At 45.0% G+C, this 26,279-nt stretch carries 22 protein-coding genes, 1 tRNA gene and 1 pseudogene; 18 read left to right on the plus strand and 6 right to left on the minus strand.

The annotated features are described in order from the left end of the window. The first annotated feature begins 40 nt into the window (after positions 1-40). Together ABNK31_RS08125 and ABNK31_RS08130 are read left to right on the plus strand one after the other, a co-directional pair. Positions 41-2,242, plus strand: a complete 2,202-nt coding sequence (locus ABNK31_RS08125; protein ID WP_418895162.1) for a peptidase domain-containing ABC transporter — start codon at positions 41-43, stop codon at positions 2,240-2,242. 84 nt (positions 2,243-2,326) lie between these two features. After that, positions 2,327-2,812: a hypothetical protein gene (locus ABNK31_RS08130; protein ID WP_418895163.1), complete on the plus strand. Its 486-nt coding sequence runs from the start codon at positions 2,327-2,329 to the stop codon at positions 2,810-2,812. Here ABNK31_RS08130 and nth read toward each other — a convergent pair. The 4 genes from nth to ABNK31_RS08150 are packed head-to-tail and all read right to left on the minus strand — an operon-like array spanning position 2,798 to position 6,353. Continuing rightward, on the minus strand, positions 2,798-3,448 hold the full coding sequence (gene nth, locus ABNK31_RS08135) for an endonuclease III (protein ID WP_418895164.1): 651 nt from the start codon (positions 3,446-3,448) through the stop codon (positions 2,798-2,800). The genes ABNK31_RS08130 and nth overlap by 15 nt on opposite strands. A 2-nt stretch (positions 3,449-3,450) precedes the next feature. Beyond that, positions 3,451-5,025, minus strand: coding sequence for a M81 family metallopeptidase (locus ABNK31_RS08140; RefSeq protein ID WP_418895165.1), 1,575 nt, complete (start codon positions 5,023-5,025; stop codon positions 3,451-3,453). Between the two features lie 11 nt (positions 5,026-5,036). After that, on the minus strand, positions 5,037-5,744 hold the full coding sequence (locus tag ABNK31_RS08145) for a 16S rRNA (uracil(1498)-N(3))-methyltransferase (RefSeq protein WP_418895166.1): 708 nt from the start codon (positions 5,742-5,744) through the stop codon (positions 5,037-5,039). Positions 5,745-5,753: 9 nt separating this feature from the next. Then, entirely contained in the window at positions 5,754-6,353 is a 600-nt protein-coding gene (locus tag ABNK31_RS08150; RefSeq protein WP_418895167.1) for a bifunctional nuclease domain-containing protein, read from the minus strand. A gap of 144 nt (positions 6,354-6,497) precedes the next feature. On the opposite strand from ABNK31_RS08150, the gene ABNK31_RS08155 reads away from it, so the two are divergent. Continuing rightward, positions 6,498-6,573 (plus strand) — tRNA-His (locus ABNK31_RS08155). 388 nt (positions 6,574-6,961) lie between these two features. Here ABNK31_RS08155 and ABNK31_RS08160 read toward each other — a convergent pair. Beyond that, positions 6,962-7,720 (minus strand): RNA methyltransferase, encoded by a 759-nt coding sequence (locus ABNK31_RS08160; RefSeq protein WP_418895382.1) that lies wholly within the window; start codon positions 7,718-7,720, stop codon positions 6,962-6,964. A gap of 129 nt (positions 7,721-7,849) precedes the next feature. On the opposite strand from ABNK31_RS08160, the pseudogene ABNK31_RS08165 reads away from it, so the two are divergent. The 9 genes and pseudogenes from ABNK31_RS08165 to ABNK31_RS08205 form a co-directional block, all read left to right on the plus strand. Beyond that, a pseudogene (locus ABNK31_RS08165) lies at positions 7,850-8,221 on the plus strand (virulence RhuM family protein); the annotation flags it as partial. A gap of 105 nt (positions 8,222-8,326) precedes the next feature. Further along, entirely contained in the window at positions 8,327-10,354 is a 2,028-nt protein-coding gene (locus ABNK31_RS08170) for a transketolase family protein (RefSeq protein WP_418895168.1), read from the plus strand. A gap of 125 nt (positions 10,355-10,479) precedes the next feature. Further along, positions 10,480-10,938, plus strand: a complete 459-nt coding sequence (locus ABNK31_RS08175; RefSeq protein ID WP_418895169.1) for an RpiB/LacA/LacB family sugar-phosphate isomerase — start codon at positions 10,480-10,482, stop codon at positions 10,936-10,938. A 21-nt stretch (positions 10,939-10,959) separates the two neighbouring features. After that, positions 10,960-11,766 (plus strand): glycoside hydrolase family 25 protein, encoded by an 807-nt coding sequence (locus ABNK31_RS08180; RefSeq protein WP_418895170.1) that lies wholly within the window; start codon positions 10,960-10,962, stop codon positions 11,764-11,766. 4 nt (positions 11,767-11,770) lie between these two features. Further along, complete coding sequence (locus ABNK31_RS08185) at positions 11,771-12,796, plus strand: S41 family peptidase (RefSeq protein ID WP_418895171.1); 1,026 nt, start codon at positions 11,771-11,773, stop codon at positions 12,794-12,796. A gap of 103 nt (positions 12,797-12,899) precedes the next feature. Beyond that, a complete protein-coding gene (locus ABNK31_RS08190) occupies positions 12,900-13,019 on the plus strand; it encodes a dienelactone hydrolase family protein (RefSeq protein ID WP_418895383.1) in 120 nt (39 codons plus the stop codon). 108 nt (positions 13,020-13,127) lie between these two features. Further along, on the plus strand, positions 13,128-13,907 hold the full coding sequence (locus ABNK31_RS08195) for a Cof-type HAD-IIB family hydrolase (RefSeq protein WP_418895172.1): 780 nt from the start codon (positions 13,128-13,130) through the stop codon (positions 13,905-13,907). Between the two features lie 274 nt (positions 13,908-14,181). Then, positions 14,182-14,829: a DUF47 domain-containing protein gene (locus ABNK31_RS08200; protein ID WP_418895173.1), complete on the plus strand. Its 648-nt coding sequence runs from the start codon at positions 14,182-14,184 to the stop codon at positions 14,827-14,829. 13 nt (positions 14,830-14,842) lie between these two features. Continuing rightward, positions 14,843-15,901 carry an inorganic phosphate transporter gene (locus ABNK31_RS08205; RefSeq protein ID WP_418895174.1) on the plus strand — a complete coding sequence of 353 codons (1,059 nt, stop codon included), beginning with the start codon at positions 14,843-14,845 and terminating at the stop codon, positions 15,899-15,901. Here the strand turns inward: ABNK31_RS08205 and ABNK31_RS08210 are convergent. Continuing rightward, positions 15,898-17,679, minus strand: coding sequence for an ABC transporter ATP-binding protein (locus tag ABNK31_RS08210; protein WP_418895175.1), 1,782 nt, complete (start codon positions 17,677-17,679; stop codon positions 15,898-15,900). The two genes, ABNK31_RS08205 and ABNK31_RS08210, sit on opposite strands and share 4 nt — an antisense overlap. Before the next feature lie 215 nt (positions 17,680-17,894). Here ABNK31_RS08210 and ABNK31_RS08215 point away from each other — a divergent pair, with 215 nt between their 5' ends. The 6 genes from ABNK31_RS08215 to ABNK31_RS08240 all read left to right on the plus strand — a co-directional run bounded on the left by ABNK31_RS08215 (position 17,895) and on the right by ABNK31_RS08240 (position 26,261). Beyond that, positions 17,895-18,059 carry a hypothetical protein gene (locus ABNK31_RS08215; protein ID WP_418895176.1) on the plus strand — a complete coding sequence of 55 codons (165 nt, stop codon included), beginning with the start codon at positions 17,895-17,897 and terminating at the stop codon, positions 18,057-18,059. A 4-nt stretch (positions 18,060-18,063) separates the two neighbouring features. Next, positions 18,064-18,483, plus strand: coding sequence for a type II toxin-antitoxin system VapC family toxin (locus ABNK31_RS08220; RefSeq protein WP_418895177.1), 420 nt, complete (start codon positions 18,064-18,066; stop codon positions 18,481-18,483). Positions 18,484-19,255: 772 nt separating this feature from the next. Continuing rightward, a complete protein-coding gene (locus ABNK31_RS08225) occupies positions 19,256-19,969 on the plus strand; it encodes a DUF6261 family protein (RefSeq protein ID WP_321579375.1) in 714 nt (237 codons plus the stop codon). 35 nt (positions 19,970-20,004) lie between these two features. Then, the gene (locus ABNK31_RS08230) at positions 20,005-21,192 is read left to right on the plus strand and encodes an MFS transporter (protein WP_418895178.1); all 1,188 of its coding nucleotides are present in this window, start codon (positions 20,005-20,007) and stop codon (positions 21,190-21,192) included. Between the two features lie 159 nt (positions 21,193-21,351). Next, positions 21,352-24,357: a SusC/RagA family TonB-linked outer membrane protein gene (locus ABNK31_RS08235; RefSeq protein ID WP_418895179.1), complete on the plus strand. Its 3,006-nt coding sequence runs from the start codon at positions 21,352-21,354 to the stop codon at positions 24,355-24,357. A gap of 11 nt (positions 24,358-24,368) precedes the next feature. Further along, positions 24,369-26,261 (plus strand): RagB/SusD family nutrient uptake outer membrane protein, encoded by a 1,893-nt coding sequence (locus ABNK31_RS08240; protein WP_418895180.1) that lies wholly within the window; start codon positions 24,369-24,371, stop codon positions 26,259-26,261. Positions 26,262-26,279: the final 18 nt, after the last annotated feature.

The raw sequence follows: 26,279 nt of genomic DNA on the forward strand, positions 1-26,279 counted from the left end.
GGAATTTTAAAATATTGACTCATTTATACTGACAAGATTTATGTCTTTCCCTTTCACCAAGCAACCCGACTCAATGGACTGTGGCCCTGCCTGCCTGAGCATGATCGCCCGGCATTACGGCCGGGACTACACGCTGGAGCGCCTGCGGGAGAACTGCTTCATCGGCCGCGACGGCGTCTCGCTGCTGGGCATCAGCCGCGCGGCGGAGAAGATCGGCTTCCACACCGTGGGCGGCCGCCTGACTTTCGACAAGCTGGCGGAAAAAGCGCCCCTTCCCTGCATCGTTCACTGGAACCAGGAGCATTTTGTGGTGGTGTACCGTATAAAGCACAACAGGAAAGGCGATGAAATAGCGGTGGCCGATCCCGGCAAGGGACTGCTCGCCTATTCCCGCGAGGAGTTCTGTAACCACTGGCTCAGTACCCGCACGGGCGGCGAGGAAAAAGGCGTCGCCCTGCTGCTGGAACCGACCAATCTTTTTTATGAACAGGAGGGCGACAGCATTCCTTCCGGCAACCGCGTGCAGTTCCTCTGGAAGTACCTGGCGAAATACCAGCGCTTCTTCGGGCAACTCATCCTGGGGCTGTTCATCGGCAGCCTCCTGCAACTCATCTTCCCTTTCCTCACCCAGGCCATCGTCGACACGGGTATCGCGGGCAGGGACATCGGCTTTATCTGGCTCGTCCTTATCGCCCAACTGATGCTGCTCTTCAGCCGCACGGCCATCGACTTTATCCGCCGCAAGATCCTGCTGCACATCAGCACCCGCATCAACGTGTCGCTCATCTCCGACTTCTTCATCAAGTTGATGAAGCTGCCCATGAAGTTCTTCGACACCAAGCTCACGGGCGACCTGCTGCAACGCATCGAGGATCACCGCCGCATCGAAAACTTCCTCACCAACCAGACCATCACGGTGTTGTTCTCCATCCTTACATTCGTCATTTTTTCAGCGGTGCTGTTCATCTACAATGTGCCCATCTTCGCCGTGTTCCTTGCCGGCAGCGTCCTCTACGGGGCGTGGATCATGATCTTCCTGAAACGGCGGCGGGTGCTCGACTACAAAATGTTCGAGCAGCAGGGCCTCAACCGCAACGTTACCTACCAGTTGATCACAGGCATGCAGGAGATCAAGCTGCAAGGCTGCGAACAACGCAAGCGGTGGGAGTGGGAGGATGTGCAGGCCGACCTTTTCGACGTGAACCTGCAATCGCTGAACCTGCGGCAGAGCCAGGAGGCGGGCGGCATCCTGATCAATGAGTTGAAGAATATCCTGGTGACGGTGCTGGCGGCCACGGCGGTTATCGAGGGCAACCTGACGCTGGGGATGATGCTGGCCATCCAATATATCATCGGGCAGTTGAACAGTCCGGTGGAGCAGATCATGGGCTTCATCTACCAGTGGCAGGATGTGAGCATCAGCCTCGACCGCATGAACGAGATCCACACCCAACAGAACGAAGAGAACGCCGACCGCACGGTAGCCGCGCTTCCGGCAGACCGTTCCCTCCGTATAGACGGGCTTTGCTTTAAATATGACGGGGCACGGCCGGACTATGTGCTGAAGGATATAAGGCTGGTCATTCCCCAGGGCAAGGTGACGGCCGTCGTGGGGGCGAGCGGCAGCGGCAAGACTACGCTGGTGAAGTTGCTGCTGGGGTATTATGCGCCTAATGAAGGACGTATCAGGGTGGGGACGACCGATCTGGAGGAAATGAACCTGGCCTGGTGGCGCACCCGTTGCGGGGCGGTGATGCAGGACGGCTACCTTTTTTCGGACACGATTGCCCGCAACATTGCCGTGTCGGACGACGAGATTGATGTGAAGCGGTTGCGTGATGCCGCCCGCGTGGCTAATATTGCGGAGTACATCGAGGCGTTGCCGTTGGGTTACAACACGAAGATCGGTCAGGACGGGCAGGGGGTGAGCCAGGGGCAGCGGCAGCGCATCCTGATTGCCCGGGTGGTGTATAAAAACCCGCCGTTTGTCTTCCTGGACGAGGCGACCAATTCACTCGACGCGAACAACGAGCGGGCGATCGTGGAGAACCTGGAGGCTTTTTACCGCGACAAGACGGTGGTTGTGGTGGCGCACCGCCTGAGCACGGTGAAGAACGCGGATCAGATCGTGGTGCTCGAGGGCGGTCGCATCGCCGAGACGGGTACGCATGCGCAGCTTACGGCTGCACGGGGAAAGTATTACGAACTGGTGAAGAATCAACTGGAACTGGGAGGCAGCTAAGACAAATAGACAAGGAGATAAAGGGACAGAGGGATAAGGAGACAAAGGGACAAGGAGACAGAGAGACAAGGAGATAAAGGTGAAATGAAGAAAGAGGATAAACAGATAGAATTGCGGAGCGAAAAGGTGCGGAACATCATCGGGCAGATTCCTGCGGTGATGGTGAGGTGGGGCACGGCGATGATCGGACTGGCATTGGCCGCGATGGTGGTTGCGGCGGCCATTATTCCTTACCGGCCGTCGGTGGATACGGCGATAACCGTCACGCAAGATGTGAGGGGAGGGTTGCACTACACGGCCGCGATACCGCAAAAAGAGCGGGCCAAGTTGCCGGAGTTTTCAGGAGTAAGTATTCGGTCATCGCCTTACGGTACGATCTTGCCGGAGTCCTTTACCATCACCGCCGTTTCCGATACGGCGGAATTGTCGGGGCGGGGAAGTGTATACCGGATAACCCTGCAACCGCAAGGCAATGTGGCTCCGAAAGTGGAATTGAAAACAGACCTTATCCTTCAGGGTAAGATTGAGATGAACAAGACCACGCTGCTGAAGTACCTATTGAGGCGGTAGGCTGTTTTTCTCGTAATACTTGCACCAAGGCCTGAGTCCGCATATCTCGCATTTCGGTTTACGGGCTACGCAAATATACCGTCCGTGAAGAATAAGCCAGTGATGCGCTTTCGATAATAAATCCCTGGGAATATGTTTGACCAGTTCGCGCTCGGTTTCGAGGGGCGTTTTGGAGTTGTTGGTCAGTCCGATGCGGTTGGCTACGCGGAAGACATGCGTATCGACGGGCATGGCCGGCTTGTCGAAGGCAACGGCCAGCATCACATTGGCGGTTTTCCTCCCCACGCCGGGAATGGTTAGTAAGGTATCGATATCCGAAGGAACCTGGCTGTTGAAATCGGTTACCAGTTTTTGAGCCATTTTCACCAGGTTCTTGGCTTTGTTATTCGGATAAGAGCACGATTTGATATACGTAAACACCTCATCGGGTGAGGACGCCGCCATGACTTCCGGCGAGGGAAAGGCTTCGTAAAGAGCCGGAGTGACCATATTCACCCGTTTATCGGTGCATTGGGCCGATAAGATAACGGCGACAAGCAGTTGATACGGATTGTTGTAATGAAGTTCGGTCTCTGCCGAAGGCGCATTGGCGGCAAACCACTCGATGACGTGTTTATAACGTTCCTTTTTAGTCATTTTTATTGTTTAATTTCATCCGAAGAGGAAATGAAGCGGGCGCTTAAGTCCGGATCGGCCATATCGGCGTCTAACGGATAAATAGGACGGTTCAGCCGTTTATAATCCAACCGCAGCAAATCCTGATCCACGCCGCCCGGAGTGGAAGCCATAATCCAATCGGCACGCATGTTGTACAAGTCCGGTTCCAGATACCCGATCTTTACGACGACAATATCCGCTTCGCGCGGATGAAGGCCCAAACGGGTAAAAGCTTCCTCGGTATGATAGCCTTTGCGCCTTTCGGTGACGATAACCGAAATAGTACCGCATTTCACCACCACTTCGGTTTTGGCATCGATGTTCCCTTTCTCGATAGCCGTAATCGTTCCTTTTAAGCGGATGGGTGGGGCATAGCGGTTATCGACCGCCGCGCCGGCTTCCGCATCAATCTCCCCGCCGACACCTATTTCCAACGCTTTCTTTACAAACTCTTCGCCGGGAATAGAGGCGTATATCAATGATTTGCCCGTCGGCGAGCGGAATTCGGGCCGCTTGAATATTTCGTGCAGCGTCCAGGTAACATCGCCCGCACCTCCCGCGGTCGGATTATCGCCCATATCGCTGATGATAAAAGGCTTTACGGTACTTGCCAGGGCCTTGTCCAGACATTCGTCCAAAGGGGCTGTGGGGGCAACGAATTCGAACTCTTTCCGTACTTTCCAGAAGTGTGCGGCGAGTTTTTCGGCTGCTTCGGCGACCGCTTCCTTATCGTCTCCGTAGGTCACCACGACGCCGTGGTTGCGGGGTTCGTCGGCCCAGGGATATGACATCCATATCGAAGCATCGATCACATCGTCTTTACGGATAACGCCCGGAATTCCGGCATAAAGGCTTTTTGCCGGCTCGATGCGCGTACTGGTCTTTTCGCCCGGCAACAGAATGGGAACAGGTATCCATGCTTTGTAGGCCGGTTTCCCTTTTCCGTTCTCCAGACGGTCGAGCAAGTTGGTGACCGCTCTTTTTTTCGTTTCGATAGCATCTTCATGCGGAGCCAGACGGTAACAGGTGATTAAATCGGTGTTTTGCGCCAGGCGGGGCGATACGCTCCCATGCAAATCCATCGAAGTGGAAACGAGCACGTCTGTTCCGATTAATTGACGGATGCGCACTAAAAAATCTCCTTCCGGATCGTCCAATCCCTGCACGCTCATCGCTCCGTGGATATCGAAGAACAAGCCGTCGAGGGGAAGACGGTCTTTCAACATATCCAACGTTTTAGTTACGAGCGATTCGTATGCTTCGCGGGTAACGATACCGCCCGGCATGGCGTGTCCGCGCAGGGTGGGGAGCCAGGTAGCCCGGTCGATGATTCCCGAATCGGGTGCGAAGAAAGGATAATAGGTGAATACACTGTCGCCCACGCGTGTTTTAAAGGCTTCTTCGTGCGAAACTGCGGGTGAGAACGTGCTCGACTCGATGGCGATGCCGGCGATGGCGATGCGAGGCAGGTCGCTTTCGGATTTTTTGCTGTTACAGCCGGCAAACATGGCCGATAATACGGCAATAATAAATGTAATAGAGACGATTTTTTTCATTTGATATTGTTTTATAGATGATTAATGACATGAATCGTGTGAAGAGCCACGAGGCAGGCCGTTTCGGTACGTAAACGGTTTGTGCCTAAGTTTACCGATTCGAAACCGTTTTGGGTGGCTTGATTGACTTCCTCCGGCGTAAAATCGCCTTCCGGCCCGATAAGAACAAGGACATTCTCGCCTTTTCGATAGGTTTGCGCTAAAGGCTGCTTTTCGGTTTCGTAACAATGGGCGATGAATTTACGGCCATCGAAAGGTGTTAAAATCACTTCTTCGAATGAACTTATGGGCGTTAATTGAGGCAACACCGCTTGCTTCGATTGTTTCATGGCCGAGACCATGATCTTGTTCAGCCGCTCCTGTTTCAGGTCTTTTCGCTCCGAGAAACCGCAACGCATGGGGACGAATTTATCCACACCTATTTCGGTTGCTTTTTCTACAAACCATTCGTTGCGCTCCATTTGTTTTGTCGGTGCAAAGGCAACATGAAGACGTATCGGCCAGCTTTTGGGTTGTTTGAGGATCCCGTGTATTTGGACCATACATTTTTTCGGATGCGCATCGACCAGCGAACAGTCGTAAAAAACACCCTGCCCGTCGGTTACGGTAATCGCATCGCCCGGTTGCTTTCTAAGCACTTTTACACAATGATGCGATTCCGTTTCGGGAAGCATGCGGTCTTGTTCGATAGTCGGTGAATAAAATAGCGTATCGCTCATTTCCAGTTGTTACGATCGATTGTTTTGTCTCCGGTTTATTTCATCCCTGAGCCGCGTAGCCTGCTCATATTCCTCTTTTTTGACCGCTTCATCCAAACGGTTTTTTAATGTGTCGACAGAAAAATTCGCTAAGTTGTCATCGTTTTCTTCTTTTATATCCTGAGAAACCTGTTCGGGAGTGGAAGAGGGGTTTTGCTCGTCAAAGACAATCGCCATCTTTCGCATAATTTCTTCATTGGTATAAATAGGCGAATTGGTGCGAATAGCAATAGCCACGGCGTCCGATGTCCGTGAGTCTATTTTGAACTCTTGCCCGTGTTGGCGCAATAGCAGTTCCGAATAAAAGGCGCCGTCTTCAAACTTATAAATGTATACTTCCACCAATTCGATTTTCAATGATTTGAAGATTGAATGAATCAGGTCGTGCGACAACGGCCGGGGCGGGGTTATTCCTTCCATAATAATCGCGATGGACTGCGCTTCGGGCGTACCAATAACGATAGGAAGGCGGCGGATACCGTTTTCTTCTGAGAAGATAAGTGCATAGGCGCCTGCCTGAACTTGACTGAATGAAATACCCAATATCGATAGCTTTACTTTTTCTGCCACTATGATGACTATTTTAGATGTTTAGAAATTCAAATATACAATTATTTACCCGAAAAAGAGTTTTTAGCCGAATAAATTTGAAAAAAACTCTTCTTTGCTGGGCGGAAATAAAAAAAACCGTTATCTTTGTCCCCGCAAAATTATGGTGGTCGTAGCTCAGTTGGTTAGAGCGACGGATTGTGGTTCCGTAGGGCGTGGGTTCGAGCCCCATCTTCCACCCATTACTTAGAAAGTAAGTAATTCATTCTCTTTAGATTTGTTTTTAGATTTGTTTTAGGTAATCACGTATTTCATACATACGTGATTTTTTTTGTCTTTAAGTGTTGCAAGTCGTTTATTCACAACTATAAAACAGATTGCTATAACGGCAAAATGCCTTCCGCCCGGCTGAAACGATGTAGCAATAGATGCAAAAGGCTTTCCACTGAGCGGAAACTCTCTTGCAATAAATGTAAAAGACTTTCCGCTCTGTTGAAACTCCCTTACACGATGTGCAAGAAGTTTTCCGCTCAGTGGAAAGTGTGTTGCCGTACATGCAACGGACTTTCCGCCTTGTGGAAGCTTTGCTGCAATAGAAGCAACGGATTTTCCCGATTGCCCTCCACTCCTTAACGTGCGAGCCTTCTTCGGAATTCCGAACAGATGATGGCGGTAGCCACCGCTACATTCAATGATTCCGACGTCGGTTTATCGGGCGGATAGTTGGGGATAAACAGTTTTCGGGTAATATATTTTTCGATTTCCGGACGAATGCCGCCGCCTTCGCTGCCCATAACGATGAATCCTTTGGACGAAAGAGGGGCGTCATAAATGTTATCCCCTTCCAAAAAAGTTCCGTATACAGGCAATTGCGAAGCGTTTTTGACGAGTTCGGCTATATCGGTATAACGGATGTTGACGCGTGCTATGGCCCCCATAGTGGCTTGGACGGTCTTCGGAGTATAGATGTCTACGGTGTCGGGCGAACAATAAAGAGTTTCAATGCCAAACCAATCGGCTGTGCGGACAATAGTCCCCATATTTCCCGGATCTTGAATTCCATCGAGAACGAGACTCAGTTTATCATCGGCGGTAAAGGCGGATTCGTCTAAAGCCGGTTGATAGAAAACCCCGATAATCTGAGGGGGCGTTTTCAGAAAGGATGCTTTTTTCAAGTCACTTTCACTGCATTCTACCTTTTCGTCGGCTTTTATTTCCGGATGGATCGCCAGCACTTCGGGTAATGCGGCGATCAGTTGGCATCGGCAAGACGAAAGCAAATCGAAAACAAGCTTTTGTCCTTCCGCCACGAAAGTTCCCTGTTGTAATCGGTGTTTTTTATCTTTTAACGACTGAATATATTTTATTTTGTTTTTACTTAACGCCATTCTTCTTTTATTCAAAAAATCGCGATAAAATTAGTGATTAATTACGACATGGGAGAAAAGAACAATCGTTTTTTGTATTTTTGTGGAAGTCATCCATCAGGATACGATCGTTGACGGTAAAGAAAGGAAATGAAGATGGACGAAAAAGGTGAAATAATTATTTATCAATCCGAAAACGGAACAACTAAAATTGAAGTACGCCTTGAAGATGAAAATGTATGGCTTAGTCAACAACAGATGGCTGAACTATATCAAACTTCCCGGACGAATGTGGTCGAACACATTAAACATATTTTTGAAGAAGGCGAATTAAATGTAGAAACAACTTGTCGGAATTTCCGACAGGTTCGGACAGAAGGAAATCGTAACGTAGGCCGAGAAATTCCTTTTTATAATCTTGATATGATTATATCGTTGGGGTACAGAGTGAAATCGCGTGTTGCCACCCGATTACTCACATTCAAAACAGAAAAGAACAAATCATTTTTTCCTCGCTCTTATAAAAAAAAGTGTACCTTTGCGGTAACACGTTTATTCGCCGTTAACGCATAAATAATCGGGTCTGGTTAATTACAAAAATAATCTTATAAAAAAGATATACATCTTATGAATGATAACGCATTACTGAACAAAGCTGCCGATAATATCCGTATTCTCGCAGCATCGATGGTTGAAAAGGCAAAATCCGGCCATCCCGGAGGTCCCATGGGAGGAGCTGATTTTATAAATGTTTTATTTTCAGAATTTCTGGAATACGATCCGGAGAACCCCAGGTGGGAATACCGGGACCGTTTCTTCCTCGACCCCGGTCACATGTCGCCCATGCTCTATTCGGTGTTGGCTTTTACCGGAAAGTTCTCGCTCGAGGAATTAAAAAACTTCCGTCAATGGGGAAGCCCTACGCCCGGACATCCCGAAATAGATGTGGAACGCGGTATCGAAAATACCTCGGGACCGTTGGGTCAAGGTCATGCCTTCGCCGCCGGAGCCGCTATCGCTGCGAAGTTTCTCGAAGCTCGTTTAGGAAACGGGGGCGATTATACCATTTATTCGTATATCTCTGACGGGGGCATTCAGGAAGAAGTCTCACAAGGCGTCGGAAGAATCGCCGGCCATTTAGGATTGAACAATCTGGTCATGTTTTATGACTCGAATCATATTCAGCTCTCCACAACGACGCATGCGGTAACGAGCGAAGATGTGGCGAAAAAATATGAAGCTTGGAACTGGCGGGTGATTACCATCGACGGAAACAATGCGGATGAGATTCGACGCGCGTTGACCGAAGCGAAGGCCGAAAAAGAAAAACCCACTATTATCATCGGAAATACCGTGATGGGACGGGGGGCTCTGGCGGCCGATTGCACATCGTTCGAATGTCAGGTGTCCACGCACGGACAGCCGCTGAGCGCTGCCGGTGCCGATTTCGGGCAAACGATTAAAAACCTGGGCGGTAATCCCGATGATCCTTTCGTTATTTTTGAGGAGACAAAACAATTATATGAGAAAAGACAAGCTGAACTGAAGCAGATTGTGGCAAAAAAGAAGGCCGCGATTGATGTGTGGGCGAAAGCGCATCCTGAATTGGCTGAAAAGAAACGCAAATGGTTCGCTCGCGAATTTCCCGCAATCGATTGGGCAGGCATTCAGCAAAAGTCGGGGTCGGCTACACGTGCGGCATCCGCCACGGTTCTGGGCGTTTTGGCCGGACAAGTGGAAAATATGATTGTCGCCTCTGCCGATTTATCCAATTCGGATAAAACCGACGGGTTTCTTAAGAAGACAAAATCGTTTGAAAAGAATGATTTCTCGGGAGCTTTCTTGCAAGCCGGAGTATCGGAGTTTACCATGTCTTGCCTGTGTATCGGCATGAGCCTGCATGGCGGCGTGATTCCTGCATGCGGAACGTTCTTCGTCTTTTCCGATTATATGAAACCGTCTATTCGTGTTGCCGCCTTAATGGAAACGCCGGTCATCTTTATTTGGACGCACGATGCCTTTAGGGTAGGAGAGGACGGTCCTACCCATCAACCGGTAGAACAAGAAGCGCAGATTCGCTTACTGGAAAAATTGCAAAACCACAGCGGGCACAATTCGATGTTGGTATTGCGGCCGGCCGACGTTCATGAAACAACCGTTGCCTGGAAGTTGGCGTTGCAAAACAGCCATACACCGACAGGGCTTATCTTGTCGCGGCAGAATATTCACGATTTGCCGGCTCAAAAGGATCGGTATGAAGAAGCATTACAAGCCGGTAAGGGAGCCTACATCGTACAGGACGATACCGATTACGATGTTATTTTATTAGGTTCCGGCTCGGAAGTGTCCACGTTGGTCGAAGGCGCCGGATTGTTGCGCGCAGAGGGGATTAAAACACGCATAGTGTCGGTACCTTCCGAAGGATTATTCCGCAGCCAAAGCAAAGAGTATCAAGACTCCGTACTTCCCGCAGGTAAGAAAAAATTCGGTCTTACGGCCGGATTACCGGTAACCCTCGAAGGGTTAGTGGGAGCCGACGGAAGTGTCTGGGGAATGCGTTCCTTCGGTTTTTCGGCGCCCTATAAAGTGCTGGACGAGAAACTCGGATACACCGCGCAAAACGTATATGAGCAAGTGAAGAAAATCCTAAAATGACGACACCGTTGACAGTCATTAGCCATTCGTAATTCGTCATTTGTAATTAGTAATTAGTAATTAGTAATTTGTAATTTGTAATTTGTAATTTGTATTTCGTAATTAGTCATTTTTAATAGATGAATATGTCCTTATTAACAGACCAATCAGACAAACCGGTAGGATTAGCATCCGATCACGCCGGATTCGAAGCAAAGGAATACGTCAAGCAAATTCTTGCCGAAAAAGATATTCCGTTTGAAGACTTCGGAACTCACTCGACTGAAAGCTCGGATTATGCCGATTATGGGCATCCGTTGGCCGAAGCGGTCGAAAAAGGAGAATGTGTTTTCGGTATAGCCATTTGCGGTACCGGAAACGGTATTAATATGACGGTAAATAAACATGCCGGAATCAGGGGGGCTTTATGCTGGAACCCTGAAGTGACTTATTATGCCCGTGCGCACAACAATGCCAATATCCTCTCCTTGCCGGGAAGGCTGTTGTCGAAAGACGAGTTGCGTGTTATTTTGGACACTTTCCTGAAAACTCCTTTCGAAGAAGGAAGGCATCGCAGACGAATCGGTAAGATTCCCTGCGGTTGACCTCTATCCGACATTGCTTGTATGGCTAAAAAGCAATATCGTAAAACTTCCCGGCGCCGGAAAAAGAAGAAGTCCGGTAAATCCGGGAGGATTTATGCCGTTATCGGTTTGTTGATTGCCGCAACCACGTTGGCGCTTGCTTGTATCATTTTTCTCAGAATATGGCAGCGGGACTTGTTCCATTCGTTCGAGCAAACTCCTTATTCTGATAAATATTTTGTAAGAGGGGTCGATGTGTCGCATCATAATTCGTTTATCGATTGGAACCGTCTGCGGAAGGATAATGTGAGTTTCGCTTATTTGAAATCTACCGAAGGCGTATCCCATATCGATAGGGATTATATCCGTAATTATCGACTGGCTAAAGAGGCCGGATTGAAAGTGGGGGCTTATCATTTTTTCCGTTTCAGAGATGAGGGAAAACGACAAGCTGAGCACTTTATCAAGTATGCAAAGGTTCTTCCACAAGATATGATTCCGGCTATCGATGTAGAACATTCGGATGTGAACGTCGCATCCGGAGGTCGGGCGAAACGGGGGGAAGTTATTGCGGAATTAAAAGAGTTGGAGCATTCTTTGTTTTTGTATTACGGTAAACATCCTGTGATATATACCAATAAAGATTGCTATAAAAAATATATCGAAACGGATTTCTCCCTCAATCCTATATGGATATGCGATTTGCACGATGAGCCCAACGTTGCTGCCGGCAATTGGGTTATTTGGCAGTTTTCGCATACCGGAAATATTCCCGGTACGGTAAATGATATTGATTTGAATTATTATCGTTATTCTTTTTATGAGTTTAGGACGCTTTTAATGCCTTAGTAGTATGAATGTAAAGAGCATAAGATTGTTATTGTCGCTTTCTCTATTTTCCATCTTATATGGTTGCGAAGATACCATGATGAATTTCGATAATAATCCTAAAGGCAACTTCGATGCTTTATGGAACATTATTGATCAAAATTACTGTTTTTTTGAATATAAACAGATCGATTGGGACTCGATATATGCTGAATATAGTGTGCGCATAACCGATGATATGAATAATTACGAACTTTTTGATTTATTGGGAAATATGCTTGGTGAATTAGAAGATGGGCATGTGAATCTTATTGCTTCGCACGATATTACTCGAAATTGGGAATGGAAAGATAGTTATCCGGTTAATTTCGACACCTCTATTCAGGATAACTATCTGGGAAAAAATTATGGTATCGCTTCCGGTATGAAGTATAAAATATTGGAAGACAATATCGGCTATATCTATTACGAGAGTTTTTCGTCGGACATTGGCCATGGAAACCTGACCGAAGTACTCAAGCAAATGGCTCTTTGTCCCGGTATTATACTCGATGTGCGCAATAACAGCGGCGGAAGCCTGACGAATGTAAATAAATTGGCGGGGCGTTTCTTTAATCAAAAAACGTTGATCGGGTACATTTCGCATAAGACAGGCCACGGGCATAATGATTTTTCCGAATTGTATCCCAAATATATAGATAGCTATGATGGATTACGTTATCAAAAGCCGGTAGTCGTATTAACAAACAGGGGCTGTTATAGCGCGACGAATGAGTTTGTGAGCGTGATGAAATATTCACCCTTGGTTACCGTAATAGGCGATAAAACCGGAGGAGGCAGCGGATTGCCTTTCTCTTCCGAACTTCCGAATGGTTGGTCGGTGCGGTTTTCAGCGTCCCCGATGTTTAATGCCGAAAAAGAACATATCGAATTCGGGATAGAGCCCGATGAATCTGTCCGTTTATTACAAGCCGATAAAGATAAAGGATTGGATACCCTTATTGAAGTTGCACGAAGGTTTTTGAAAACCGGAAAAATTCCACATAAATAATCCGATGCCGGATTTTGCTTAATCTCTAAAAAATCATAATCGTCAGAACAAACCGGTCCTTTTCATCCTTATAAGCAGAAATTCGGTTACTGTTTGGCAAATTATTACTTACGCTCATTCCAAACATACTTTTACCAATCCTGAATCCCCCGACTATAACGAAATAATGGCCAAAAGAGCTTGGCAACATACGTTGTTATTTCTGTCGGAACTACTCCAATAAAGAAAGGGCAATCTTCTCGTCTCATCAAAGATCCTTTTTGACATTTTCCTTCCTCTGTAGAAAGGAAAGAGTAAATATTTTTCGTAAATTTGTCCAAAACTCAATTTTATGGTAAAAGCAATCTTTTTTGATATAGACGGAACATTGATCAGTTTTAAGACCCAGACGATGCCGGAGTCTACGAAAAACGCAATCAAACAACTTCATAAAACAGGAATGAAGCTTTTCATTGCAACCGGAAGACATTTTTCTGCCATACAAAGCATCCTGAATGTCGAATTTGACGGATATATTACATTAAACGGATGCTATTGTCTTCAAGGAACCGAGAATGTTATATTCAAAAAAAGCATTCATCGCGATGACATATCCCATTTCATCGATTATTTGGAAAATGAGTGGTCGTTTCCGTGTCTGTTTGTCGAAGAACATTCCTTGTCGGTAAACTATATCGATGGGGAAATGAAGTTCCTGATGGATTTATTGAAAGAGGATACTCTTCCACATCATTCTCCCGGTTATTACCGTGATAAGGAATTGTTTCAATTAACAGCTTTTTTCAAGGACGACATGAGCGAGGAGATCATGAGTCGTTTGCCCAATAGTACGTATATGCGTTGGTATCCCACTTTTGCAGATATTATTTGTAAAGGGATCGACAAAGGAGTCGGAATCGATAAGATCTGTGAATATTATGGTTTTTCGGCATCCGAGACAATGGCTTTTGGCGATGGAGGCAATGATATTGCCATGTTGCAACATGCCGGCATCGGCATCGCCATGGGCAATGCCAACGACGTGGTTAAACAAGCGGCCGATTATGTCACCGATTCGGTCGATGACGACGGTATATTAAACGCTTTAAAACATTTCGAGATACTCCCATAAGGAAATGGTATGAGAGTACACGGTTTCTTAATTTCTAAGACAGAACATCTACAACATCGGGCATACAGGACTTTTTTCATAATCAATAGACGATTGTTACGAAAATGTTTTCTTTTTGTTACGTTTTTGTTTATTTTTGTGCAGGATTTGCCGAAGCTATCTGCTAAAATTGAAAGAGTGTGCTGACTAGCTTGCGGCTTGGTTCTATTCAACAGTTATCGTTTAATTCAATTTGTCATTTTGTATCATCTTTTCAGTATAAAAATAAAAGGTAATGAATAATTCGTTTTTGAATCGATTTACGCCTAAAGAACCGAAGTTTTTTCCGTTACTCGAGGGTATGGCCGATACATTAGTAATTGCTTCCGATTTAATTTTAGAATGTGTTCAAAACAACGACCATGCAGAACGGGTCGAACTTTTCAAGAAAATAAAAGAACAGGAAAGGAAATGTGATAAATTATCAAATAAGATATTCGATGAGTTGAATGCCACTTTTATTACCCCTTTTGACCGGGAAGACATCCAGCATTTAGCCAATCGTTTGGACGATGTGACCGATGGAATCAACAGTTCGGCAAAGCGGATAGCGCTGTATAATCCGAAAGAAATGCCTCCGGAATCGGTAGAAATGGCCAAGTTGATTAAGGAATCGGCATTAGCCGTTTCGAAAGCAGTCGACCAATTGCATGTGCTGAAGAAAAGCCCCACAAAAATAAAAAAATATTGCGCAGAGTTGCATGAGTTGGAAAACAAAGCAGACGACGTGTATGATCAATTCATTATAAAACTTTTCGAAACGGAAGAGGATGCCATTGAGGTGGTAAAGTTGAAAGAAATTATGTATGAATTGGAAAAGACAACAGATGGAGCCGAATTAGTCGGTAAAATTATAAAAACCATTATTGTTAAGTACGCTTAATCTCAAAAAGCAAATGAGCCTTTTACTCACTATTATTGTTTTAGCACTCTTATTCGATTTCATAAATGGTTTTCACGATGCGGCTAATTCTATAGCGACTATTGTTTCGACAAAAGTGTTAACCCCTTTTCAAGCGGTTATATGGGCTGCATTCTTTAATTTCGTCGCATTCTTTATTGCCAAATACATCATTGGCGATTTTGGGATTGCCAACACCGTCGCCAAAACCGTTTTTCCCGAGTTCATTACTTTACCGGTCATTCTTTCGGGCATTATAGCTGCTATTATTTGGAATTTATTGACATGGTGGTTGGGCATCCCGTCTTCCTCTTCCCATACGCTTATCGGAGGTTTTGCCGGAGCGGCTATTATGGCCGGCGGCTTTAGTTCAATACATAGTGCAATCATTTTAATGATTGCCGCTTTCATTTTATTGGCGCCTTTAATCGGAATGTCGGTCGCTTTTGTTCTTACGCTACTCACGCTTCAGATTTGCAAGAAAATGAATCCGCATAAAGCGAATAATTGGTTCAAACATTTGCAATTGGTTTCATCCGCACTTTTTAGTATCGGGCATGGGTTGAATGATTCGCAAAAAGTGATGGGGATCATTGGCGCCGCGGTGATTACTGCGGGAGCATCGGGGATCTTTGATTCGATGCCCGCATCGTTGGAATGGATGGGCTTAGAGCGAATCGATAATCTGAATCATATGCCGGCATGGATTCCCGTGTCTTGTTTTACGGTTATTGGGTTAGGAACGATGTCCGGCGGATGGAAAATTGTAAAAACAATGGGTACCCGTATCACCAAAGTCACTCCTTTGGAAGGAGTTGTTGCCGAAACAGCCGGTGCGCTTACTCTCTATTTGACCGAATACCTTAAAGTGCCTGTGAGCACCACTCACACTATTGCGGGAGCTATTATTGGCGTTGGAGCCACTAAGCGCCTTTCAGCCGTCCGATGGGGCATAACCCGACAGCTTATTTTAGCATGGATCCTAACGATTCCCGTGAGTGCGGCATTAGGCGCTGCGATTTATTCCATTCTCAGTTCTCATATTCCATCTTAATCGAATGTTTCGGATATCTTTTCAATATTGAGGCTGCGAGCCATCGCGTCGAAAATCTCTTTATAAGTTCCGTTCAATCGATAAATTTGTTCATGCGTTCCCGATTCGACGATCCGTCCGTTTTTCATCACATAAATCATGTCGACATCGATAATCTGAGAAATGCTGTGGGAGATCGTTATCACCGTTCGGTCTTTCTTTATGGCATCGATACTGTTTTTTATTTGTTCGGTAGAAATAGCGTCTAAACTTGCGGTGGGTTCATCGAGGAAGATGATAGGAGGGTTTTTCAAAAACATCCGGGCAATGGCGATTTTTTGCTGTTGTCCGCCCGATAGCAACATGGCCGGACTATCATATCCCTTCGAGAGACTCATGATTTGATCGTGCAAATAGGCTTTCTTTGCGGCTTGCATGATTTCGTCGTGAGTAGCGTCGGGTTTTCCGTAGCGAATGTTTTCCTCGATAGAACCATTGAAAATATGATTTTTCTGCAAAACCAAGCCTATATGGTCCCGCAGAAATTCGGTGTCGTAATTTTGCAGCGATACACCATCGAGTAAAATAGTCCCCGAATCGGGCTGGTAAAACTTATCCAATAAATTGATTAAGGTGCTTTTTCCTGCTCCCGATAGTCCCACTAAGGCCGTGCTTTTTCCCGGAAAAATACGCATATTGATATTGAATAAGGTTGCTTCCTTATTATCCGGATAGGTAAAAGAAACGTCCCTTAACTCGAATTTGCCGGAGACTTTAGGTGACTGATAATCTCCTGTAGCTTCCGTTTCGTGTTCCGCATTGAGCACGTTGAAAAAGCTTTCGGAATAAATCAGGGCATCGTTCATTTGATCATAAATGCGGTGGAGCTGACGGATGGGAGCCGAAACATTATTAAACAGCATAATATGAAACATGATGGCACCGATTGTCATTTGTCCGGTAAGCACTAAATAAGCCGTAAGAATGATGATGATGACGATTCCGATCTGTTCCACGAAACTTTTTACTCCATCAAATAAAAAACTGATGCTTCGGATTCGCATTTGCGTATCGGTCAGGTTATTCTGTAACATCAACTGCTTCCTTGCTTCGATATCTTCGCGAACGAACGATTTTATCACCGTGATGGATTCGAGAATACTTAAGATGCCTTGACTTTTGTTTTCACGGAGTTCTTGTATTTGCCGTCGGGCGCCGCTCATTCTCTTTGCTTGCCGGATGCTGATAAAGAAATAAACCGGCATAATACACAAACCGACCATTCCTACATAAAAATTAGCATTAAACATCATCACCAAGGCGACGAGGGCATTCGCAAAAAGAGGAAGGATGTCGATAAAAAAGTTTTGTACCAATCGGGTGAGGTTTTCCACTCCGCGATCGATTCGCGTTTGCAGTTTTCCCGGCTGATTTCCTTCAGAAGTAAAAAAAGCCATTTTAAAAGTCAATACTTTTTCGATGACCGTTTGCGCAAGATCTTTCGAAATAAAGATGCGCAGTTTTTCGCCATAATATTTTTGTCCGAATTGGATGAAGGCGTTCACGATTTCTTTCATGATAAGGATGAGGCTGATGGTGACGAGGATCGACAATCCCTCTTTCAGTCCTTTATGCTGTTCGAGTAAAATGGCGATTTGGTCGACCGTATATCGTAAGACGAAAGCATTTACTTGAGCGGTAAAAGACCCTATGGCGGTCAAAACCAATGTGAAAAATACTAGCCAATGATAGGGTTTAACATAAGGGCGGAGTTGCTTGAATAGTTGCCACAAAGTCATTTTATTCTCTATTTTTATTATACTTATCGCAGTTTTGGTAATAAGATTCAAAGATAATCATTTTAGTCAGATGATAAACCGCGGCCATACATTCGTCCCATTGGGATCGATGTTCTTTATCGGATTGTTCAGATTCTGTTCTGTTACAATCTCTTCAAATAATTGGATATCCGATAAAGAAAACGTACCTTTGCAAGATAAAAATAAAGGCAACTATGGCGGAAAAGGAAACAAAAAAAACAGACAAATGCGCCGACCTGACCGATCGGAAAGAAGGCGCTTATAAAGAACCGAAAAGGCTTTCGAAAATGGGTGAATGGAGAAGGAAGCATCCTAATGGAATCATTGAGATCATCGATATGGATGCCGTGATGGAGTAAAGCGATGCGATATTTAATTGATACGAATATCTTGCTTTTTTATGCGTCCGATGATTTCGACTCCTTAACGTCGGATGTATTGCAAATCCTGGACGATTATGAGAATCGCATCTATGTCAGTTCCGAGAGTGTAAAGGAAGCAATACACCTTTTTCAGAACAACAGGATTAAAACAAAGAAATGGAAATCTGCTCGGGATATCTTCAGTTTTATTGAAAACGATTGGGGGATCACGATTGATTACATTCAGAAAGAGCATCTGTATACTTTTGCCGGTCTGGAAACCGTTTCCGGCCATAACGATCCAGCCGACCGCCTGATCATCGCCCAGGCTATTACCGAAAAAATGCCACTCATCAGCAGCGACCATAAATTCGAACTATACCGAGAATATCATCTTGATTTTATTTACAATAAACGGTGAAATAGAGACGAGAGCTATTTGGAGACTTTTTTCCAGTTCTCTGCGGAACCGCCTAATTATTAACTTTAGTGATATATTTGAAAAAACTTTTGTAGAAAGGATTCCAGTGCAGTTATAAATTTCTTCGATATCTATATAGAAAAAATCGATTGAACATTTTTTCATTTTCTTTTGGTTTATTCAGAAGTACCATTTATATTTGCGCCATACCAATAGATTTACTGCTTAAATACAACAGAAAAATCTAAATAGTATGTAAAATTCATAACGGATGGATAAAAGTATTCAACATAATTCCAATTGCACCTCCTTGTTAAAACAAGTTAAAATAATGGGGGGGGGGGGTATTTTACATTAATTAACTATCTATTATCCGGTTTAGTCTTTCCTTGTATAGTACGTTTCTCTGCACGTACATATTTTTTATCTTACAATTTTTGTTTTTCTCCTGGCGAACGCTTCGTAAAGAGTCGTTGTATTTCCTGTGTTTTATCAGAGCGCTCCGGAAGTCTTCCTGAAGTTCAGGAACTTTTGCGTTTTGTGACGAAAGGGAGCGGGAACATTTTTCTCCTTTCCGTAGAGCCACGTAAGACTACGGGACATTCATCTTCTCTTGCTTTTCGCTCCTGGGGAGTGCGAGGCATTCATTTTCTCTTCCGTGCCTCTACGCGGGTGAGCGGGAGTTTCTTCGTCCTTTCCGATAACGGGGGAAAGGCTACGCGAAGCTTTTATCAAGAAAGTTTTATTGTTACATCCTATAAATTTTTTAGATATGTTGAGAATATCATTCGGTAAATTATCGACCAAAGGGTTGGGTGATTTTGCCCGGCATGTGTTAACTGCGCTCGGTTTACGAAAGGAAACCATTTTGAAGGACAGTCCGCTAGTGACGGATTTGGAAGAGAAGAACGGCCGCTATACGAAGGTCGTAATCAAGAAAATATACAGTGATTTGGGTGATGCCGTGGGTGAAGCGGATTTATTACGTGACCGTCTTTACCGAGGGGTGCGGCGAATCCTGAACGGATTGCTCCCGTTTAAAGGTACGGCGAAGGGTAAAGCTGCCGCAACCTTATTGGCTGTTTTTGAGGAAGTCGGAGATATCGAGGGGTTGAGTTACGGAGATGAGAATACGGTATTGGATAAACTGGTTGAAAAACTCTCCTCGGAAGAGAACACTGCCTTGATTGCCGAAGTGGGAATAACGGACGAAGTGGCTGCTATGAAAAAAGCGCAGGAGGATTTCAAGACGTTGAAAGACGTGCAGGCGGATGCCGACTCTTCTCTTCGCCAGATGTCGTCGGCATCAAGTATCCGGCATGAGTTGGAAGATTCGTTAAGGAATATTTTCGCCTATATTTCGGGTATGCGCAATGTTGGAGAATGGAGCGATCTGTATTATGATTTGAATCAATTGATCAAAGAGGCCAATCAATCGAATCGCGAGAACAAAGATGAAAAAGACGAAAAATTGCCTGATAAATGATACTGTTTTAGAACATCGTTCAAGATAAACTAAAAATGAAAAACAAAAATAGAAAATTTCAGCTCTCTACGATGATGTTCCTACAATATTTTATTCAGGGTTCATGGTATGTGACGATGGGAACTTATCTGGGACAAACGCTTCATTTTACCGGAGTGCAAATCGGACTGGCGTATAGTACAGCGGCAATTGCAGCCATTGTTTCCCCGGTAATTGTTGGAATGATTGCCGACAGGTTTTTCTCGGCAAATAGGGTTTTGTCCTTTTTGAATATTATGGGTGCTTTGTTATTAGTCTGGCTGACTCAAATTCGTGATTTTTCAATCTTTTTTCCCGTATTGTTACTGTATACAATATGTTTCATGCCGACGATGTCGTTATGTAATTCCATTTCGTTCGATAATCTGGCGGAACCCTCAAAAGAATTTTCACGGATTCGTTTATTTGGTTCGTTCGGATGGATTATTGCAGGACTGGCAATCAGTTCAGCCGATCTTGAAGCATTGTCAACTCCTTTCCTCATTGCTGCCGTAGTCTCGCTTTTAGGAGGTTTATATGCTTTGGTATTGCCTTATAAAGCACCGGCAAAAACTGCAGAGAGAGCCAGCATTGGTCAAATACTCGGATTTGATGCCTTTAAACTCACTAAGGAGAAAACTTTTCTCGTATTGTTGATCTTTTCTGCATTAGCATGTATTCCGTTGGCATTCTATGATTCGTTCACCAATCTTTTCATCACTCATGAAGGCATCGATAATGCTGCTGCGGCGATGAGTCTTGGGCAAATTGCGGAAGTGATTTTTTTGTTTACTTTCCCTTTCTTTTTTGCCAAATTGCGATATAAGGGAAGTATTGTAGCGGCTATAGCTGCATGGGTGTTGATGTATGGATTCTTTGCTTTGGGAGCCAAAACAGGACACACGACATTTCTGTATTCAGTATTGCCCTTGCATGGTTTCTGTTTTACTTTTCTATTTGTGACCGGGCAACTTTACGTTGATGAAAAGGCCCCTTCTTCCTTGCGAAATTCAGCGCAAGGACTCATCGCCTTTGCAACTTACGGAGTAGGAAAGTATTTAGGGACGCTTACCGCCGGAAATGTGGTAGACCGATTTACGGTTGAAGGTAATTATAACTGGGTCTCTATTTGGATGGTACCGTTTGGTATGGCGGTTATTATATTAATAGGATTTATATTGTTTTTTAAACAAAAAAGAAGTTGAGAATTTATTTATAAACCAAATCTTAAATTACTTGTGCGTATTTTTAAATCATTAAACATGAACAAAAAATTAATTTTAAAACAAATGAAGACCAAAATAAGGCCAAGATTCGGGAGGATCTTGTTATCCTTGTTTTTTGTATTAAGTACGGTTGCTGTTATGGCTCAAAAAACAGTAACGGGGAGTGTGAGTGATGAAAGCGGGCAGCCTTTAATAGGAGTGAATGTAATAGTTAAAGATGCCGCCACGATTGGTACTATGACGGGAAATGATGGAAAATACTCTTTAGAGGTGCCTAATGAAAATTCCGTTCTTGTTTTTTCCTATATCGGTTACATAACCAAAGAAGTGAAAGTGGAATCACAAACAGTGATTAATCAGACTTTAGCGGAAGAGACAAGATTGATTGATGAAATAGTCGTTGTCGGGTATGGTGTACAGAAAAAGGTGACCGTAACAGGTGCTGTGGCAAGTGTTGCAGGTGATGAACTTAAGGTATCTCCAACTACTAACCTGTCCAATGCCATGGTGGGTCGGATGCCCGGGGTAATCGGTTTTCAACGTGCAGATGAACCCGGAGGGGGTGGAACTACCATTCGTATCCGGGGTACGAACTCACTTGGGTTTAAAGATCCATTAATTGTAGTCGACGGAGTGCCCGGACGTGCAGGAGGTTTGAATCGTATCAACCCGAATGAAATTGAATCCATGTCTGTATTGAAGGATGCTTCAGCGGCTATCTATGGGTCGCGCGCTGCCAATGGGGTTATCCTGATCACAACTAAAAGAGGTAAAGAAGGAAAGCCCACAATTACGTATACCGGTAATATGGGATTCTCGCAACCCACACGTATACCTGAGCTGGCCAATGCTTTTGAGTATGCCACGATGGTCAATGAAATTGATAAATATTCGGGGCGTGAACCCCGTTATTCTCAGGAAGACTTGAGATTATGGCAGGACGGATCAGACCCATGGGGACATCCGGACACAGACTGGTATAGAGAAACAATTAAAAATGTATCTCCCATGTATCGCCATGATGTGAGTATAACCGGAGGAAGCGACCGATACAAGTTCTACGTCAGTCTGGCCGCTAACGGAGAAGATGGCGTTTATAAGAATTCGGCGAATCGCTACGATCAGTACAGTACACGTGTCAATCTGGATATGAAAGTAAACGATTACCTGGATATGTCTTATGGTAGCGTGAATCGACTGCAGGTAACCAATTATCCGGCACGTGGAGCAGCGGATATCTTCAGTTCCATGGTGCGTAGTAAACCCATCTTGCCGGCATATTGGCCTACCGGAGAGCCGGGCCCGGACATCGAATACGGAGATAACCCGGTAGTGCGGGCCACTCCGGCAACCGGAAAAGATCTTTATAAAGCCTATTTCATCCAGAACACATTGAGGGCGACTTTTAAAGTTCCGGGAGTTGAAGGATTATCGCTTGTAGGAACCGCGTCGTATGACCAGTATTTCAATAACCGGCGTCGTTTTGAAACCCCGTTTACCCTCTATACCTGGGATGGTAACCCGGAACATACGTTGACACCTTCATTAAAGGGGGTTTCTCAACCGCAGTTGGAAGAGAGAAGAGAAGAGCAAACCGACTGGATGACCAACCTGGTGGCCAACTACGACCGTTCTTTTGGAGACCATAATTTGGGTGCTACCCTTGGTCTTGAAGCACAGAAAAATCAGTGGCGGATGGTAAGGGCAACCCGTAAATACTTTATTTCGGATGCCCTGGATGAAATCAATAACGGTTCTGTAACCGATATGGAAACAGAAGGCCATTCCTGGACGGAGAGTCGTATCAACTACTTTGGACGTCTGAATTATAACTATCTCGAAAAATACCTGCTTGAATTTGTATTCCGTTACGACGGCTCTTACCGTTTCCCGAAAGACAAACGCTATGGTTTCTTCCCCGGAGTATCTGCTGCATGGCGTGCCTCCGAAGAAGATTTCTGGAAGGAAAATCTCAGTTTTATCAATTATTTTAAACTGCGTGGTTCTATCTCCCAGACCGGTAGTGATTATCTGGTAGATAATGACGGAAATATCGACAGAACCATTCAATATCTGAACACGTATGGTTTCGGTACTGAATATCTGTTCGGTACAACATTCCAGAAGACATTGTATCCCACACGTACTCCTAATCCCAATATTACCTGGGAAGTAGGAACTACGTATGACCTTGGTCTCGAATTCAAATTCCTGGATAATAGACTAAGTCTGGAAACCGACCTTTTCTACCATAAGCGTACCAATATGTTGATTTACAGAAATGCGTCATTACCACAGATCTCGGGTATTACCCTTCCCAGGGAAAATATAGGTAAAATGGAGAACAGGGGTATAGAAGGTTTAGTTACCTGGGCGGATAGGACAGGCAAATTGGATTATGATGTTTCCTTCAATATGACCTATGCAAACAATAAACTGGTATTCTGGGATGAAACACCCGGTATACCTGATTATCAGAAAAGAACCGGAAAACCGGTAAATACCGAATTATGGTATATCGCAGACGGCGTATTCAACACAAAGGAGGAGTTGGATAGCTATCCACACTGGGCCAATGCCCGTACTGGGGATATTAAATTTGTGGACGTAAATGGTGATAAGAAAATTGATGCGGATGACCGTGTCCGTTCAGACAAAAACTCCGAGCCGACTTTTGTATTCGGTATTACTTTAGGACTTCGCTGGAATAATTTTGATTTGAGAGCTTTATTTCAGGGAGCAACAGGCGGTATTACCTATATCTGGCGTGAAAGGGCCGGAGAAGCCGGAAACTACTATAAGTTTATGTATGAAAACCGTTGGACCGAAGAAAACCCCATGGTGGAACATCCGCGTGCTTATAATCGAGAAAATGAATATTGGGCCAAAGAGGGAACAGACCAGAAGAACACTTACTACCAGTTCAAAACGGATTATCTCCGACTAAAGAATATGGAACTCGGATATACGTTTAATTTCCCAGCTATCCGGAATATAGGAATTCAAGACTTGCGTATGTACGTAAACGGGACGAATTTATTTACAATAGACAATGTCAAGGTACAGGATCCGGAAGCCAATGCTACCGGAAGGGAATACCCACAGCGCCGTATCTGGAATGCCGGTGTATCTATAACATTCTAAAATTAAGAATTATGAAAAATATAAAACAACTAACAGCCGTAATCGTTGTGGGTTTCACGATCATCCTTAATTCCTGCTCGGATTTTATGGATATCGTTCCTTCTACTTCTTATACGGAAGAGATGGTTTTTACGGATGCCGCCCTGACCCAAGCTTTCGTAAATGATTTATACAATAACATACATCCGGGTGCACAAGAACATTCCTTGGACGGATTAACCGACGATGCTTACTTTACCCATAACTATGGGCAAAAAGATATTGTTGAAGCTGTTTCTATTTCACAGAGTAACCTTCAATGGTATGATAATGATAACAATCCGTTTAAATGGCAAAAAAGATATAGTGGTATCCGCTATGCCAATATTATCATCAATAATATTGACAATGTACCCGAAAAGATCGGATATAACCTGGAGCGTATGAAGGGTGAAGCCTATTATATGCGTGCGCATATGTATCACGAACTTATACGCGGCTTCGGAGGAGTGCCCATTGTTACGGAAGACTTCTCCCTTGATCAGGTAGAGGAAATGAAAAAGCCGCGTAATACCATGCGTGAATGTCTGGAATTTATTGTAAGCGACTTGGAAAAAGCCGAAGAATATCTTCCGGAAACCGTCGGTTCCGCAGAATGGGGGAGGGTAACCAAGTATGTGGCAACCGGATTAAAAGCCCGTATTTTACTGCATGTGGCCAGTCCGTTGTATGCCGATCGCACGGTAAATACCCTGGTTGTTAATCAATTCGATGGTGATCGTATGGCTACTTATCGTGCTGCCAAAGAGGCTGCAATTAAAGTAATCGAGGATGGTCCATTCAAACTGATCGATTGCAGGGGAGGGCTCAATACCGAAAGAGCGGAAAAATTCAAAGCTATTATGACGGATGTGCAAAACAGTGAGCAAATGTTTGTCCGTAATTACCATACATCTATTGGTGCTGAGAATAGTATGGGGAAATGGCATGGTCCCAATGGTTATCATAACTGGGCAGGAACTACACCCACCCAGGACTTGGTAATGGCGTTTGAATTCGAGGATGGTACTATGCCGGAAGGGATGACTAAACCTGGGGAATCCCGGAAAGGAAATCCCTATAATGGTCGCGAACCTCGTTTTTATGCCACTGTGGCTACTGACGGAAATACATGGGGACGTCCGCGTCCGGCAGATGCTGCTACCTTAGATCCTACCCCTCTGGGACGCCTGCAGGCCGGCAAATATGAAGTAACAAACGGTGATGTGGAAATTGAATACCGGGATGGTGTTGTCCGCCGTTCGATGTGGGGAGTGGATACCCGTCAGGGTCCTATCGAGGACTGGAATGGCTCATGGACAGGTTATTATGAGAAAAAACTTATTGATACATCTGTCGATGCTCAGTATTTCAGGCAAACCGTCCCCCATGTTTTTATGCGTTTGGCTGAAATGTACTTGATTGCAGCAGAAGCGTGTGTGGAATTGAATGAATTGGAAGAAGCCGCAAAATGGATGGATATTTTGCGTGGACGTATAGAGTTGAAAGATACCAGGTCTGCTCTTGCAGCCCGTGGTAAACAATTTAATCAGGTCGATATGCGTGAATTTGTACGGCAGCAACGTCGCGTTGAATTTGCCTATGAACAGCACCGGTATTTTGATGTCCGTCGCTGGATGACCGCGCCGGAGGCTGGCAATAAACCTTTAACGGGTATTATTGTAGAGGGTATCTTAAAACCGGGTAAGACATCCATGAAACCCTATATTCACAACGAAGAGATATACGATTATTACTATTATGTAAATGATCTTTCCAGTCGCGAGAATAGGAAATGGCTTGACAAGATGTATTTTGCTCCCATCCATCAGGATGAAATTCGTCGTAATCCCAATTTGGTTCAAAATCCGGGATACGGGGAATGATAAACGGCGAGACTGTCC

The sequence above is a fragment of the Limibacterium fermenti genome (assembly GCF_041902845.1).
Taxonomy (GTDB): domain Bacteria; phylum Bacteroidota; class Bacteroidia; order Bacteroidales; family Dysgonomonadaceae; genus Limibacterium; species Limibacterium fermenti.